This is a genomic window from Hathewaya histolytica (genome assembly GCF_901482605.1).
In the GTDB taxonomy this organism is placed as follows: Bacteria; Bacillota; Clostridia; order Clostridiales; family Clostridiaceae; genus Hathewaya; species Hathewaya histolytica.
Genome location: NZ_LR590481.1, coordinates 1,139,604 through 1,154,133, shown reverse-complemented (window position 1 = coordinate 1,154,133; position 14,530 = coordinate 1,139,604). Strand labels below are relative to the sequence as shown.

At 29.6% G+C, this 14,530-nt stretch carries 16 protein-coding genes; all 16 read right to left on the bottom strand.

Annotated elements, in window-relative coordinates; all coding sequences use genetic code 11:
* Window positions 1-9 precede the first annotated feature (9 nt).
* The 16 genes from FGL08_RS05480 to fliF are packed head-to-tail and all read right to left on the bottom strand — an operon-like array spanning window position 10 to window position 14,510.
* A complete protein-coding gene (locus FGL08_RS05480; RefSeq protein ID WP_138209823.1) occupies window positions 10-1,839 on the bottom strand; it encodes a fused FliR family export protein/FlhB family type III secretion system protein in 1,830 nt (609 codons plus the stop codon).
* 11 nt (window positions 1,840-1,850) lie between these two features.
* The gene (gene fliQ / locus FGL08_RS05475) at window positions 1,851-2,120 is read right to left on the bottom strand and encodes a flagellar biosynthesis protein FliQ (protein WP_138209822.1); all 270 of its coding nucleotides are present in this window, start codon (window positions 2,118-2,120) and stop codon (window positions 1,851-1,853) included.
* A gap of 9 nt (window positions 2,121-2,129) precedes the next feature.
* Entirely contained in the window at window positions 2,130-2,966 is an 837-nt protein-coding gene (gene fliP / locus FGL08_RS05470; RefSeq protein WP_138209821.1) for a flagellar type III secretion system pore protein FliP, read from the bottom strand.
* A gap of 1 nt (window position 2,967) precedes the next feature.
* The gene (locus tag FGL08_RS05465) at window positions 2,968-3,315 is read right to left on the bottom strand and encodes a flagellar biosynthetic protein FliO (protein WP_138209820.1); all 348 of its coding nucleotides are present in this window, start codon (window positions 3,313-3,315) and stop codon (window positions 2,968-2,970) included.
* 9 nt (window positions 3,316-3,324) lie between these two features.
* Window positions 3,325-3,816 (bottom strand): flagellar basal body-associated FliL family protein, encoded by a 492-nt coding sequence (locus tag FGL08_RS05460; protein WP_138209819.1) that lies wholly within the window; start codon window positions 3,814-3,816, stop codon window positions 3,325-3,327.
* A gap of 4 nt (window positions 3,817-3,820) precedes the next feature.
* Window positions 3,821-4,561 (bottom strand): OmpA family protein, encoded by a 741-nt coding sequence (locus FGL08_RS05455; RefSeq protein WP_138209818.1) that lies wholly within the window; start codon window positions 4,559-4,561, stop codon window positions 3,821-3,823.
* Entirely contained in the window at window positions 4,554-5,363 is an 810-nt protein-coding gene (locus tag FGL08_RS05450) for a motility protein A (protein WP_138209817.1), read from the bottom strand. The genes FGL08_RS05455 and FGL08_RS05450 overlap by 8 nt, the downstream gene beginning before the upstream one ends.
* 39 nt (window positions 5,364-5,402) lie before the next feature.
* A complete protein-coding gene (locus FGL08_RS05445) occupies window positions 5,403-5,597 on the bottom strand; it encodes a flagellar FlbD family protein (RefSeq protein ID WP_138209816.1) in 195 nt (64 codons plus the stop codon).
* Between the two features lie 56 nt (window positions 5,598-5,653).
* A complete protein-coding gene (locus tag FGL08_RS05440; RefSeq protein ID WP_138209815.1) occupies window positions 5,654-7,027 on the bottom strand; it encodes a flagellar hook protein FlgE in 1,374 nt (457 codons plus the stop codon).
* Between the two features lie 24 nt (window positions 7,028-7,051).
* Window positions 7,052-7,999: a flagellar hook assembly protein FlgD gene (locus tag FGL08_RS05435; RefSeq protein ID WP_171011985.1), complete on the bottom strand. Its 948-nt coding sequence runs from the start codon at window positions 7,997-7,999 to the stop codon at window positions 7,052-7,054.
* Between the two features lie 11 nt (window positions 8,000-8,010).
* Window positions 8,011-9,363 carry a flagellar hook-length control protein FliK gene (locus tag FGL08_RS05430; protein WP_138209814.1) on the bottom strand — a complete coding sequence of 451 codons (1,353 nt, stop codon included), beginning with the start codon at window positions 9,361-9,363 and terminating at the stop codon, window positions 8,011-8,013.
* Window positions 9,360-9,806 carry a flagellar export protein FliJ gene (gene fliJ, locus FGL08_RS05425; RefSeq protein WP_171011984.1) on the bottom strand — a complete coding sequence of 149 codons (447 nt, stop codon included), beginning with the start codon at window positions 9,804-9,806 and terminating at the stop codon, window positions 9,360-9,362. The genes FGL08_RS05430 and fliJ overlap by 4 nt, the downstream gene beginning before the upstream one ends.
* Before the next feature lie 33 nt (window positions 9,807-9,839).
* Window positions 9,840-11,183: a flagellar protein export ATPase FliI gene (gene fliI, locus FGL08_RS05420; RefSeq protein WP_138209812.1), complete on the bottom strand. Its 1,344-nt coding sequence runs from the start codon at window positions 11,181-11,183 to the stop codon at window positions 9,840-9,842.
* A gap of 14 nt (window positions 11,184-11,197) precedes the next feature.
* The gene (locus FGL08_RS05415) at window positions 11,198-11,944 is read right to left on the bottom strand and encodes a FliH/SctL family protein (protein WP_138209811.1); all 747 of its coding nucleotides are present in this window, start codon (window positions 11,942-11,944) and stop codon (window positions 11,198-11,200) included.
* A complete protein-coding gene (gene fliG, locus FGL08_RS05410) occupies window positions 11,928-12,941 on the bottom strand; it encodes a flagellar motor switch protein FliG (RefSeq protein ID WP_138209810.1) in 1,014 nt (337 codons plus the stop codon). Before fliG ends, FGL08_RS05415 begins: the two co-directional genes overlap by 17 nt.
* 6 nt (window positions 12,942-12,947) lie before the next feature.
* Window positions 12,948-14,510, bottom strand: coding sequence for a flagellar basal-body MS-ring/collar protein FliF (gene fliF, locus FGL08_RS05405; protein ID WP_138209809.1), 1,563 nt, complete (start codon window positions 14,508-14,510; stop codon window positions 12,948-12,950).
* Window positions 14,511-14,530: the final 20 nt, after the last annotated feature.

Genomic DNA, 14,530 nt, shown 5'->3' with positions numbered 1-14,530 from the left:
AATTCACCTTTATTTCTTTAATTTATAAATAATTGCTAATATCTCAGCCACAGCATGATATAAATTTTCTGGAATTTCTTCATTTAGCTCTACAGTTTCATATAAAGTTCGTGCTAAAGGTTTATTTTCCATTATAGGAATTTTATGTTCTTTTGCAATTTCCTTTATCTTTAAAGCTAAATTATCCGCCCCTCTAGCTACAAGCCTAGGTGCATTTTTAGAATCCTCCTCATATTTTAAGGCTATGGATATATGAGTTGGATTCGTAATTATTACTGTTGCATCTGGCACACTTTGCATCATCCTTCTCATAGCCATTTCTCTTTGTTTCTGTCTAATTTTACCTTTTATCTGAGGATCTCCCTCCATTTGCTTAAACTCTTCTTTAACTTCTTGCTTTGACATTCTCATCTCTTTTTTATATTGACGATATTGGAAAAAATAATCTAGTGCTGCAACTACACACATTACTAAAGTTACTTTATAAAATAAATTTCCAACAAGTTTATTTAAATGAGAACCTATAGAATTTAAATCCAAAGATCCTATATTTATAATGTTGTAGAACTGTTCCTTAAAAAACTTATAGCCTATAAATAATAATATATTAATTACAGCTAAATTTTTTATTAGTTCTACTAAAGTTCTAATAGAGAAAAACCTTTTAACTCCATTAATGGGATTCAATTTGCTTAACTTAGGCTTTATAGTTTCTCCTGTAAATAAAAAACCTGACTGCAATATATTACTAACTATACCTATTACCATAATGGGTAACGCTATAGGCATAATTCCCATAAGTAATCTTTTTAAAGAAATAACAGTTATTGCATCTAAGCTATTATAGGTAATTTCAGTATTTAGATAATTATTTAAGAATATATTTAAAGTATTTTTCATTTGCTTAATGAAACTTTCTCCAAAAGTAACTATTATAAAGGATATACATATTAAAGATGAAGTCATATTAAGGTCCTTACTCTTAGGTATTTGTCCCTTTTTTCTACTATCCCTTTTTTTCTTTTCAGTAGCCTCCTCAGTTTTATCGCCACTATCTGCAAATATAAAAATAACAGGGCCTATCTTAAGTAAATTTGTTAAGATTTTAGGTATTTCATTAAAACCTGAATTAAACATTTTAATTATTATAGGCAAAGTTATTATTATTCCTGCTATTCCTGCCAAAATTTTAATAGGCATACCTAATATCATGACATTTAACTGAGGTACTGTTCTTGATGCCAATCCTAAAATAAGGTTTATAACTAAAATTATTAAAGTTATAGGTAAAGATATACGAATACCTGTAGTGAAGAAATATGTAAAGGCTTTTAGAATAATTGAGAACTTTTCAGTAAATATTATTGATTGCCCTATATTAACTGATTTATAACTAAAAACTAATGATTTTATTAATATGTGATGACCATTTATTAAAAAGTATAAAAGTACTGAAATCATATAAAATAACTTTTGTATTAATGTAATATTTTCATTTGAATATGGATCAAATAGAGTGTTCATCGCAAATCCTATATGAACATCTAAATATTGCCCCCCCATTTTTATGAAATTAAAACATAAGTTTGTTATATAACCCATCATAAGTCCTATGACTATTTCATTAGCCCCGTAATAAAATATAGAAAACATATTGTTAAACTGTATACTCGAAATACCTTTTACTGTAGGTAATATTAAATACGCTATTAAGGAGGAAAATAATAGTTTTGCATATTTAGGAGTCCCCTGTGGAAATAACACAGGCAGCACACCAAAGAAAGCTGTTATTCTTAGCAATACCATTATAAAAATTAGTATAAGATCTAAATTTAACAAGGTATGTCCTCCTATTTTGTAATATTTGCTATTATTTCAAATATTCTTTTAGTAAAATCTAAAGACTTATGTAACATCCATCCACTACATAAAAGTCCAACTAAAGCTGCCACAAGTATTTTAGGAACAAAAGTCAAGGTTTGCTCTTGTATTTGAGTGGTAGCCTGCAAAATAGCAATTATAAGTCCAACTACAGTGGCTGTAATTAGTATTGGTGCGGAAATTAGAATTCCCGTAGTAAGTGCATCTTTTAAAATCGAAATAATCATATTTTCAGACATTTAACCACCTCATCTAAAACTTAATATAAGAGCTCTTACAAGTAAGTGCCATCCGTCTACCATAACAAATAAAAGCAATTTAAATGGTAAAGAAATCATAACTGGAGGAACCATAAACATCCCCATGGACATTAATATACTTCCAGTAACTATATCTATAATCAAGAATGGTATAAACAATAAGAAACCTATTTCAAAGGCTATCTTAAGTTCACTTATAATAAAAGCAGGTATAATAGCATAGGTTGGAACATCACTATAATCATAAACCTTTCCTCCACTATCGCTTATCTCTTTTCCTTTATCATCTACCTTTACTTTTACTTTATCTTCAAGATTTCCAATTTCTAAAAACAACTTCAAATCTTTTACTTTTGTTTGTTTAAGCATAAACTCCCTTAAAGGTTCTGTTCCCTTGCTCCATGCTTGTTCATTTGTAAGTTTATTATCTAAATATGGTTTAATAGCTTCATCATTTATTTTATTATAAGTAGGTGCCATTATGAAAAATGTTAAAAATAAAGCAAGTCCTATTAATACTTCTCTAGGAATAGATTGTTGAGCACCTATGGCATTCTTGAAAAGCGACAATACTACAATTATTCTTATAAAAGAAGTAGTCATAATAACTATAGAAGGTAAAAGTGCTAGTACTGTCATAAGAACAAGTATTTTTATATTATCTACATATTCTTTAGGAGTATTTGCCTTATCTACAGAAAAATTTATTTTAGGTATTGGTAATGTATTGCTTGTATTAGGTTCAGCCATTACTGTTTTTGAACCTAATATAACTATAAATAAGGCAAAGAAGATAAAAATTAAGTATTTAATTTTCTTTTTCATTTCACTCTTCCTTTTTAGGTAAAATTTTAACTAATATATTATTTATATATGCATTTTCCTTGTTACTTTTTTCTTGTAATAGATGTTCTACCCTTTCTCTATCTATCTCCTGTAATATTTCATTTTTACTATTAGTAGTAGATATTAAATAGTATTTATCTACTATCTTTGCTACAACTAAAAAACCTTCCTTAGAAATTTGTGTTCGTTCTATTATGTTTATAACCCTTCCGTTATTAAAACTCTGCATCTTGTTGCTACCATATTTTACTATAGTATAAATAAGAAACAATGTAACAGGCAAAAAGATTACAATCTGAATTATCATTTTAAACACACTATAATTCATAAATATCACCTATTGGATCAATATTTCACTAAAATACACATTGTCTACTAAACCCTCATTTAAATAAGTATTAATTTTAGTGTTTATTTCTTTCTTTATAGAATCTATACCAATTCCATTAAAATTATCTGCAGTTTTATTTCTAACAACACTTACTATACTATCTGATATTATGTCTTTCTTTTTATCTAGTTCTTCCTTTAACTTATCATTTTTTTTATAGCCTAATGCAACTTTTATTTTTACGTATCTTTTAGAATCTTTATCAGCTAAATTTGAAGTCATATCTGAAAGTGAGTAGACTTCTTGTCTTTTTATATCTACGGTTCCACTAGCCTGTTCATTTTTAACTTTATTATTATTTGGACCTTTGTATAAAAACATATATGTTCCAAAAGCTATCATTCCAATTAATATTAGACTAAGTAAGGCTACATTTACTATTTGAAGTTTATTTTCACCTTTTTCATTATTAAGTTTTTCATTTTTATTTTGTGCCATAAACTTACTTCCTCTCTTTCTTTGAATTACTTACAATAAGAACATTAACTCTTCTATTTTTTGCTTTATTTCCATCAGAATCATTAGGCACTATAGGGTGATATTCTCCGAGCCCCATAGATTTAAGTCTTTTAGGGTTTATATTTTTATTTTGTATAAAATACCTAGTAACATTGTTTGCCCTGTCAGAAGAAAGGTCTAGATTATCGTTATATTTATAATTTTTTATAGGAATATTATCCGTATGCCCCTCCACCATTATCTCATTATCAATGTTAGCTATATATTTGCTGATGAAATTTAAAATAGGCATACTTTCTGACTTTAAATCGGCTTTGCCAGTCTCAAATAATATCTTATCTTTTATTTCAAATATATATCCTCTAGAATCTACTTTTACTTGTAGGTATTCGTCTAATTTTTCATCTTTTATTTGTTTTTTTAGATTTTCATAATTTTCTTTAACATCTTCTTTGGGTTTCATGTTTTTTCCATTAACATTGTTTTCTAAACCCACTATAGGATTCTCACCTTCACTTATATTAAAATCTAAAATTTTATCTGAACTCTTACCTGTAAAAGCTCCCTGTAATGCATTAGATAATTGTTTAAATTTTTGTGCATCTACATTTGAATAAGAATATAATAGAACAAAGAAAGTCAAAAGTAAGGTTATAGTATCGGCATAGGTACCAAGCCAACTATTTGTATCTACACTATCTTCTTTAACCTTTTTTCTAGACATTCTCTATCACCTCATTGTAATTAGATACTTTTTTATAATCTAATTTTTCATTAGGTGATAAATAAGAGGTAAGCTTTTCTTCAATTATTCTTGGATTTACACCTGATTGTATGGCTAAAATACCCTCTAGCATCATTTCCTTATTAACTGCTTCCAAATCAGATTTATAAGTTAAATTTGATGCTAGTGGAATTAAAAATAAATTCGCTAAGACAGAACCATAAAAAGTAGTAATTAAAGCTACAGCCATACCACTTGCAAGTGTTGATTGATCTGAAAGATTAGCAAGCATTTGTACAAGTCCTATTAAAGTACCAATCATACCAAATGATGGAGCATAAGCTGCCCAAGATTTTAAAACCGTTGCCGAATTAGAATGCCTTCTTTCCATTTCTCCTATTTCTAATTCCATTATGTTTTCTATAACCTCTGGCTCTATACCATCCACTACCATTTGTAATCCTTTTTTCATGAAATTATCTTCTATATCACTTATTTCATCCTCCAAAGAAAGGAGTCCTTCCCTCCTCGCCTTTCTAGATAAAGTTATAAAATTTTCTATTATTTCTATTCCTGATTTTGATTTATTCTTAAAACTTTGAGCTATTACTTTGAACATATTTTTTATTTGACTTATTGGATAATTTATAAGTAGTGCTGAAAATGATCCCCCCATAGTAATTGCTAAACTAGGTGCATGCCAAAATATACCTAGTCCACTTTTTCCTGAACTCATCCCCCATATAGTAAGTCCTATTCCAAATAGTAGTCCTAATGAGGTTGTAATATCATTTTTTTTCATGAAAATTCCTCCTGTATAAAGAGAAAGTTTGAACTCTCTTTACTCAATATTCCCTGTATAAATGTTTTTCTTGAAATCTTTTATTTTTTTTAATATTTCATTAATACTTTCCTTCACCAAGTATCTCTTATCATTTATAAGAGTTATAACTGTTTGCGGTACTTCTTCCATCTTTTCTATATTATCTTCATTTAAATAAAACTTTTTATTATTTAATCCATGTAATTCTATCACTAAATCACCTCTTTATAAGATATAGAGTATATTTCATATACTCTATATCTTCCTAATTATCTTTTTAAATTTATAATATCTTGAAGAACTTCATCTCCTGTAGATATCATTTTAGAACTAGCTTGAAATGCTCTATTTGCAACAATCATTTCTGTAAACTGTTCTGCTAGATCTACATTAGACATCTCTAACATACCTTGTATGCAATCCCCAAAACCATCTTCGTTACTTATATCTGATCCAATACCACTCCTTATCACAGCTTCTCCAGAGTTAGGAGAATTTCCATATAAGTTTTTACCCATTCTTTCAAGTCCTTCTGAATTCTTAAAGGATGCTAGAGCTAATTGTCCAAGTACTCCAACCTTACCGTCTTCTAAAACTGCCTTTAGTACTCCATTTTTTTCTACCATAAATGTTCTAACCCTTTTATTTCCTTCTGCTGAAATATCTGTACTCCATGAGTATTTAATTTTTTCATCATCGCTTACACTAGTATTTAGACTAGGTGCTGAAGCATTTAATGTACTATTTACAGTAGTAAATCCAAGTGCTTTAAGATCTATATTTTCACCTGTCTTACCAGCATGCTCACCATTTACATAAACTCTCCAAGCTAAGGTTGTATCCGTATCAGTTTTACCATACTTAACTTCAACTTTTATATCATTATCCCCTAAGTATTGATTGTTAGGAGCATTTATAGTTATCTTTGGTGTACCATTATTATTTATATATCCTCTATCGCCTTTTCCAACAAAAGACATAGCTTCTCCATTTACTATAGAAGCCTTTACATGCATACTATCAGGTATCCTAAGTGGTACCAAAGTAGAACCTGCTTTTATACCATATTTACTATTTGCATCTACAAAAGAGCAAAGTCCATTTTTATTGTAATCAATACTTAATGTCTCAGCGTTATATCCACCCTTTTCATTTACTGCATATCCTAAAATTCTATATCCATCAGAAGTTAACAAATTGCCCTGCTCATCTAGTGCTAATGCGCCATCTCTTGAATAATTAATTGACATACCATTGGTAGATTTAATAGTAAAATTTGAACCATCTATAGAAACTCCTTCAGCGTTACTTTGTGGAAGTTCTCCTGCACCAACTAACAAATATCCTAATCCATCTATTGCAACATCTAGATTTCTGCCAGTAGGTTGCATCATTCCTTGAGTAACTATAGAATCAATTCCTGATACCTTAACTCCTAAACCAACTTGTCCAACATTTACTCCCCCTTGATTTCTAGAAGGTGCAGATGCATGAATAAGACTTTGGCTTAGCATGTCTTGAAATCTAACCCTTGACCCCTTAAAAGCTGTAGTACCAACATTGGCAATATTGTTTCCAATTACATCTAATTTTGATTGATTTACTTTCATACCTGAAATTCCAGAATACATGGATCTTAACATATAAATTCCTCCTTAAATTATGTATTAAGAATTTTTAATTAAAAGAACATCTAAAGAATTAACATCTTTTTCTACCTTAGGTACTCCTTTTAAGGAATAATTCCATATAGTATCGTAATCAGGATTCTCATTTGGAAGACCTATCTTTATTCCTTTAATTTCTTCATCTTTTTTATACTCTTTCCATGGTTCTTCATCTATTTTATAGTTATATTTACCTTGTTTTTTATCATATTTAACTTGTAATAGTGAATCTTTTTCACTATTATAAGGACCAAAAACGCTTGGATGTTTCTTTGAAAAACCTTCTTTTAACTTCATTTGGTCCTTTACATATTTACCATTAATGTCAATAGTTAAGTTTATATAACCCGAATCTTTATAAACTGATTTTACCTTTCCTACATAAAGCCCATCTGGTTGCACTACTTCAACATTTTTACCTATAAAAGAAGAGCTTAAAAGAAAATTCATATTATTATTTAAATTTAGCATTTCATCTGGTGCATTAATTACGTTACTTATTTCTTTTATATCAAAGTCTTTTTTAACAACTTTACCTTTCTCCTGTACGTTTACTTGAAGCATTACGGAGTCACCTTTCTTAACCACATTTTGTACGACTCCTCCATACTGTCTTCCATACATATCATATCTATTAAAAGCAAGAGTTTTGCCTACTAAGGAATAAGCACTAAAACTTGTCATAGTAGAATTTAAGTTTGTCATCTGTTCCATAGATGCAAATTGAGCCATCTGGGATACATACTGGGTACTATCTTTAACATCAAAAGGATTTTGGTTACTTAATTCTGCAGTTAATATTCTTAAAAAAGCATTTTTATCTAATTCACTTCTATTCTTTATTATTCTTGTACCCCTATCTGTGGCTCTAGAATTTTTTTTACTCTCCTCTAAAGTTTGGTTATTAAGATAATTATTTTGATTATTTTGTAAACTTATATCTGGCAAATTTCTCCCCCCTAAGCTAGCTTATTTAAAACTTCGTTATTTAGAATATCTTCCTCTTTTTCAGGTTCATTCCCAACACCTTCAATACTATCTATGGACTTTCTACCATCTTTCCTCTTAAAAGATTCATTTGCATTATTCTCTTTAAATCTCTCTCCTTCTGCACCCATATAATCCTCACCATAAATGTTTACAGACACTTCTTGTATTTTTACTGACTCATTTTCTAGTTTGTTTGTTATATCTAAAATATTATTTTGTAATACTTTATAAGTATCTTTATTATTAGATAAAATCTCAGCCTTCATTGCTCCAGATTCTAAACTAACCTTAAGTACTATCTCTCCTAATTCTTTTGGTATAACTTTTAAACTAATTTCTTTTACATTATTTAAGTCCATATATTTCATCCATTTTATAATATCATTTTGAAGAAATTCTCCCCTTACTATTGGTTGCTTAGGTATACTAACCTCTGAACTATTACCTTTTAACCCTTCGAGTTTCATTAAATTAAGATTTACCTTATTAAAGAAACTTTCTTCTTTTTTGTCTTTACTTATATCTTTTAAAAATTTTTCCCTACTATCATCAGAACCCAAATTCATATCTTTAAGAAGTTCTTCACTTTGTTTTATGCTGCTACTCTTTTGTATAGAAGTATAATCTGCAAGAAAATTACCATTACTATTCTGTATTTCAGGCTTAGTATTCTTATTAGCATGTAAGAAATTTTTTATTTCCTTTGTAATCATTTCTAAATTATCATCATTTATGATACTTTCTCTATGATTTATAAGCTTATAATTAAAACTTTCTTCATTAGTCATAAATCCTTGAGAATGTAGGTTTTTTACTTCATTTAAAATTAAACAAATTTCTTCCTTTATATTTCTCATATACTCTTGATTATTGTTATAAACAAAATCTTTGTCATTTAAATTGCTTGAGAGTTTTTCTAAATTGTGATTATCTAAATTTATATTACTTTCAAAATTATCTGTGCTCAAAAACACTTCTATATCTTCATAACTTAACTTCTCTATACTGTTATTTAAATCCTCATATACTTTTTCTATTTCACTTGAAACCTTATTTTCTTTACAATTTATGAGATAGGCACTTAAAGACTGTAACGCAATAGTAACTTTATCTAAATCTTCACTATCATCTAACTCCCTATTACTCTTCTTCCATGGATTTCTAGGTACAGTGATATCCTTTTCACTTTTTGATTCATATTGACTTTTTAAAAGTGTATTAAATTTCAGATCATTTTCGCTACAATCCTTATTATGCAACTTATCATTACTAGATAAATTTTTTACTATTGGAGTATCCAAACTTACGCTATTAACCTTCATTTTACCAACTCCTTATTTTTTCTCATAAATCCATAAAGTGCAAGTTCATCATTAAGTTTTTGTTGAAAAAGTTTCTCTTCTTTTAAAAATTCACTATAATCATTACATTTTAAAGTTTCCACTGTCTTTCGTCTAATTTGCTTTTTATTAAGATCTACTCTTTTGATATTTAAAATTTCAGTTTTTTTATTTAATTCTATATTAGCCTTATCAATAGATGATGTTAAAAACTTTAGATATGATACTTTAAGTTTTCTATCCATTAAGTTATCTTCAGTACTAAAAATATTATATTTACTATACGTACTTTCAAGCTCATCTATTTTATTTGCTATCATATTCCTATCTTCAAGTGCTCTTTTAAATTCCATCTTGCTGAAGTCTTCTTCCTTCATCCTGATATCTAAAAGTTTCTGAAGTTTAAATTCAAATTTATTACCCAATGAAAAATGCCTCCTGTAATAACTCATAAAATATTATAGATTATATAAATATTCTTTTCCTTTAAATAAACCTATGAGTTCTTCTAAAGATTGTTCTAAAGCACTATTCTCTTTTACACCTTGTTTTAAATATTTCATTAAAATAGGATAGTACTCTATTGCAAAATCCAGTTTTCTATTACTTCCTTTTGCATAAGCCCCAATATTTATCAAATCTTCAGAATCCTTATATGACGCTAAGAAATCTCTTGCTAAGGAAGCTGAATTTTTATGTTCTTCCGTTGTAATCTCATTCATTAATCTACTTACAGAATTTAAAATATCTATAGCTGGATAATGATTTTTAGCTGCCAAACCTCTTGAAAGTACAATATGACCATCTAATATACCTCTAACAGCATCTGCTATAGGTTCATTAAAATCATCTCCGTCTACTAATACTGTATAAAAAGCCGTAATTGATCCTTTATTGGAAGTTCCAGATCTCTCCATAAGCCTTGGAAGCATAGCAAAAACTGATGGAGTATATCCTTTTGTGGCTGGTGGCTCTCCAATTGCCAGTCCAACTTCTCTTTGCGCCATAGCAAATCTTGTAACCGAGTCCATCATTAATATTACTTTCTTCCCTTGATCTCTAAAATATTCTGCTATAGCTGTTGCTGTAAATGCTCCTTTTAATCTTACTAGGGCAGGTTTATCTGATGTTGCACAAACTATTACAGATTTTCTTAATCCTTCTTCTCCTAAATCTTTTTCTAGAAAATCTTTAACCTCTCGTCCTCTTTCTCCTATAAGAGCAATTACATTTACATCTGCTTTAGCCTCTCTTGCTATCATGCCTAAAGTTGTACTTTTACCTACACCACTTCCAGCAAATATTCCTATTCTCTGTCCTTCCCCGCAAGTTAAGAATCCATCTATAGCTCTAATACCTGTAGGTAATATATCTTTTATTCTTCTTCGCTTTAAAGGATCTGGTGGTGAAGTATCCATAGGATATAACTGGTAGGTAGAGTTTATATTATCTTTCTCTTCATAATTTAAGGGCTTTCCGAGCCCATCCAAGACCTTTCCTAAAAGAGAAGATGAACATTTTACACCTAATGGTTTTCCTGTAGGTACAACTATACATCCTCTAGATATACCTATAAGTTCTCCCAGTGGCATTAATATAACATTATCTTCTTTGAATCCAACTACTTCACATTCAATTTTTGTATCGTGTTTATCATTATATATATAACAAACCTCTCCAACGAAAGCTTTAATTCCTGTTACCTCAATGGTTAAACCTATGACATTTTTAACTTTTCCTTCATAATAGATCATATTAGTACTTTTTATTTTTTCTTCTAACTTCCTGAAATCCATATTCATAATTAACTCCCGTATTAAACGATGCTAAATATTTCTTCTCTTATTTTTTCTATAGCATACTCAATTCTCATACTACATTTTCCGTTATCCTTCTCTATTAGCACCTCTCCAAGCTCCATAGATTCATCAGGAAGTAAAAATATATTTTGTGTATATCCTAAAGAAGTTTTGAAACTATCAATATTTTTCTCCATTTCATCTAAATAAAAAGGATTAAATTTGATTAAAATAGTTTTAGAATTGCGTATTTTGTTTAATTCTTCATTTATCATATTTAAAATCGAATCTTCATTTTTAACTTCATTTTTTAAATAATTAGATGCAATATTGCAAACTGCATCTAATATTTCAGCTTCTTTTTTCTTAAAAAATTCCTCATATGTTTTTTGAGCATTATATAATATACTGTTGGCATTATCTATAATCTGCTTACTTTGTTCTTCACCCTTCTTTAGAGATTCATTCATGCCACATTCATATCCTTGTTCATATCCATCGTTATACCCTTTATCATAGGCAGAATCGTAAGCTTCCTTTTGTATAGATTCAGATTTATATTCAGCTTCTTCTATGATTCTCTTAGCATTTAATTTAGCATTTCCGATTATAGCTCTTGATAGATTATTGTACTTTTCTATAATAGAAGAATCTTCTTTCTTTTCTTTTTCGTCAGGTTTTATAGGTATATACTGAGTTTTTATAACCTTATCACCCTCTACATCAACTTCAGGCCCCTTTATAATCTTACATAATGATTGCATCTTCTCCACCTCTTGACATTATAATCTCACCTGACTCATCCAGTCTCCTAATAATAGCAACAATATCTTGTTGAGCTTTTTCAACATCCAACAATCTTACTGGGCCTAAGAATTCCATGTCTTCCTTCAATGTAGCAGCTGCCCTCTTAGATTGGTTTCTAAATATAGTTTCTTGAACCTCTTCTGAAGATCCTTTAAGTGCAAGTGCAAGCTCTTTGTTATCAACCTCTCGTAAAATTCTTTGAATGGAAACATCGTCAAGAGTAATAATGTCTTCAAATACAAACATAGATTCCTTAACCTTTTCAGCAAGTTCTGCATCTTCTTTTTCTAAACCTTCTGTAATATTTTTTTCTGTTGTTCTATCAACTTGGTTAAGAATATCTACAAGGGAAGGAATACCACCAATATTGGTAGATTCAGTTCTTATAACAGAAGATAGCTTATTGTCTAAAACCTTTTCAATCTCTTTTACCATAACTGGAGAAGTGTTATTCATTGTTGCTATTCTAAAAGCAACTTCTGATTGAAGCTCCTCTGATAAAGAAGACATTATTTGTGCTGATTTATCTGGTTGAAGATAACACAGTACCAAGGCTATGGTTTGAGGATGCTCGCTAGATATTACATCTAAAAGCTGATGAGCATCTGCTTTCCTTGCAATGGAAAAAGGCCTAAATTGTTGAGTAGCCTCACTTACCTTCTCCAAAATTTCTTCTGCTCTTTGAACTCCTAAGGCCTTTCCTAGCAACGCCCTAGCATAATCAAGTCCACCTTCTAAAATGTAATCTTTAGCCTTATTCATTTCTATAAATTCATCTAAAATTTCTTGCCTTTGTTCTGGATTCACAGAACTTATATTTGCAATTTCAAAAGTTATTTTTTGTATTTCTCTCTCAGGCAACCTTTTAATAATGCTCGATGAAGCTTCTGGACCTAAGGTTATAAACAAAATAGCCGCTTTTTGAACTCCACTTAACCCTTCTTTTCTTGCCATAACTTATCACCTCTCATCCTCTGCTATCCATGATTTAACAATTTCAGCAACTTGATCTGGTTTACTCTGAGCATATTTTTTAACCTCATTTTCCATATGACTCTTTTCATTTTCTTTTTCGAAAATTATAGGTTCAAAGCTAACAGTATCCTTCGGCATAACACTGTCTTCTATTAGATTGTCCATTAAATCTTCCTCTTGATCTTTATTAAACTTTCTATAAACAAGGAATATACCTAATAAAATAATTATACCTGTGATTGCCACACCTATTCCCATGCCTATCTTATTTCTCTTTTCCTGCATTTCAGATTTTTTTAGTTCTTCATTTGCAGTATCCATTATATCCTTATTGTTATTCTTAAAATCAAACCCTTGTACACTTATAGTATCGCCTCGTTTTTCATCAAATCCTATAGCAGAGGCTACTGTTGACCTAATCTTTTCCTTGCTTCCATCATCTAAGGCTCCCACAGCTTCATCAACCGCCACAGAAACTGAAACCTTTTCTACTTTTCCAGGAGCTTGTATCTCTTTTTTTACAACTTCAGGAACATTATAATTCTTAGTACTTTCTTTATGCTCCGTAGTGTTATCGTTTGCACTATTTCCAGCTCTGTTAGACATATTATTATCTACAGGACTGCTAGTTACGTTACTATTAGAATTTCTATCTTTAGTGTCAATATTATGTTCACTTACAACTACACCTTGTTTATAATCTTTTGTCTCTGTTTGTATAGCATCAAAATTTAAATCTACATTTACAGCTACATTTACCCCATTACCATAAATAGGATTCAATACATTTAGAACATTCTTCTTTAAGGTTTCTTCCTTTGCATTTTTTATGTCTTGCTGATTACTTGCTAAAAGTCCCTCTTCGCCTTCTTTTTCGTACAAATTAGAGGTAGCAAGCTTCATGCCATTAACCGCAATATGTACATTTTCCTTTTGTAAATTTTCAACTGCTCCTGTAAGGAGAGATACAATAGTTTTTGTTTGTTCCGTTTTTAAATCTTTTATTCCTGGCTTTAATTTTATAGAAACTGCTGCTGAAGCTTTATTAGTATTTTGTTTTATGGCAAAAGCATCTTTTTCCGGCAATTTAAGAATGACTTTACTTTCCTTTACTTCTTCAAAAGCTTTTATCATTCTTTCAATTTCTCCTTGAAGTGCTTTTTGATACTTTATTTGGTTCTCAAAATCTGTAGATACCATACTATCATTGTTAAAAATTTCAAAACCCTTACTATTTCCAGTAAACTCGACTTTAGATAATACCTCCATTTTAAGAGGGGCTACCTGTGCTTCAGGTACTAATATAGAGCTTCCTTGAACTTTATAATTAACTTTCTTTTCTTTTAATATCTCTACAACATTTCCTGAATCCTTAGGATCTAGATCAGAAAAAAGCACTGAATACTTAGGTTTTGAAGCACTAATTCCTATATATATCAAAATTGTTATTGTTCCTATAACTAATGAAGATATAGCAATCTTTTTTCCCTTGCTAAGCATTTTCCATCGCTCTAGAAGCCTTATAAAAATATCTTGTAGCTTTCCCATTGCTCGCACCCCTAACTAAT

Excerpts from the sequence above, each read along its gene's own strand:
- fliQ (WP_138209822.1), bottom strand. The coding sequence starts at position 2,120 with ATGTCTGAAAATATGATTATTTCGATTTTAAAAGATGCACTTACTACG.
- fliP (WP_138209821.1), bottom strand. The coding sequence starts at position 2,966 with ATGAAAAAGAAAATTAAATACTTAATTTTTATCTTCTTTGCCTTATTT.
- FGL08_RS05465 (WP_138209820.1), bottom strand. The coding sequence starts at position 3,315 with ATGAATTATAGTGTGTTTAAAATGATAATTCAGATTGTAATCTTTTTG.
- fliI (WP_138209812.1), bottom strand. The coding sequence starts at position 11,183 with ATGAATATGGATTTCAGGAAGTTAGAAGAAAAAATAAAAAGTACTAAT.
- fliG (WP_138209810.1), bottom strand. The coding sequence starts at position 12,941 with ATGGCAAGAAAAGAAGGGTTAAGTGGAGTTCAAAAAGCGGCTATTTTG.
- FGL08_RS05450 (WP_138209817.1), bottom strand. The coding sequence starts at position 5,363 with ATGAAAAAAAATGATATTACAACCTCATTAGGACTACTATTTGGAATA.
- FGL08_RS05455 (WP_138209818.1), bottom strand. The coding sequence starts at position 4,561 with ATGTCTAGAAAAAAGGTTAAAGAAGATAGTGTAGATACAAATAGTTGG.
- FGL08_RS05440 (WP_138209815.1), bottom strand. The coding sequence starts at position 7,027 with ATGTTAAGATCCATGTATTCTGGAATTTCAGGTATGAAAGTAAATCAA.
- FGL08_RS05430 (WP_138209814.1), bottom strand. The coding sequence starts at position 9,363 with ATGAAGGTTAATAGCGTAAGTTTGGATACTCCAATAGTAAAAAATTTA.
- FGL08_RS05460 (WP_138209819.1), bottom strand. The coding sequence starts at position 3,816 with ATGGCACAAAATAAAAATGAAAAACTTAATAATGAAAAAGGTGAAAAT.
- fliF (WP_138209809.1), bottom strand. The coding sequence starts at position 14,510 with ATGGGAAAGCTACAAGATATTTTTATAAGGCTTCTAGAGCGATGGAAA.
- FGL08_RS05415 (WP_138209811.1), bottom strand. The coding sequence starts at position 11,944 with ATGCAATCATTATGTAAGATTATAAAGGGGCCTGAAGTTGATGTAGAG.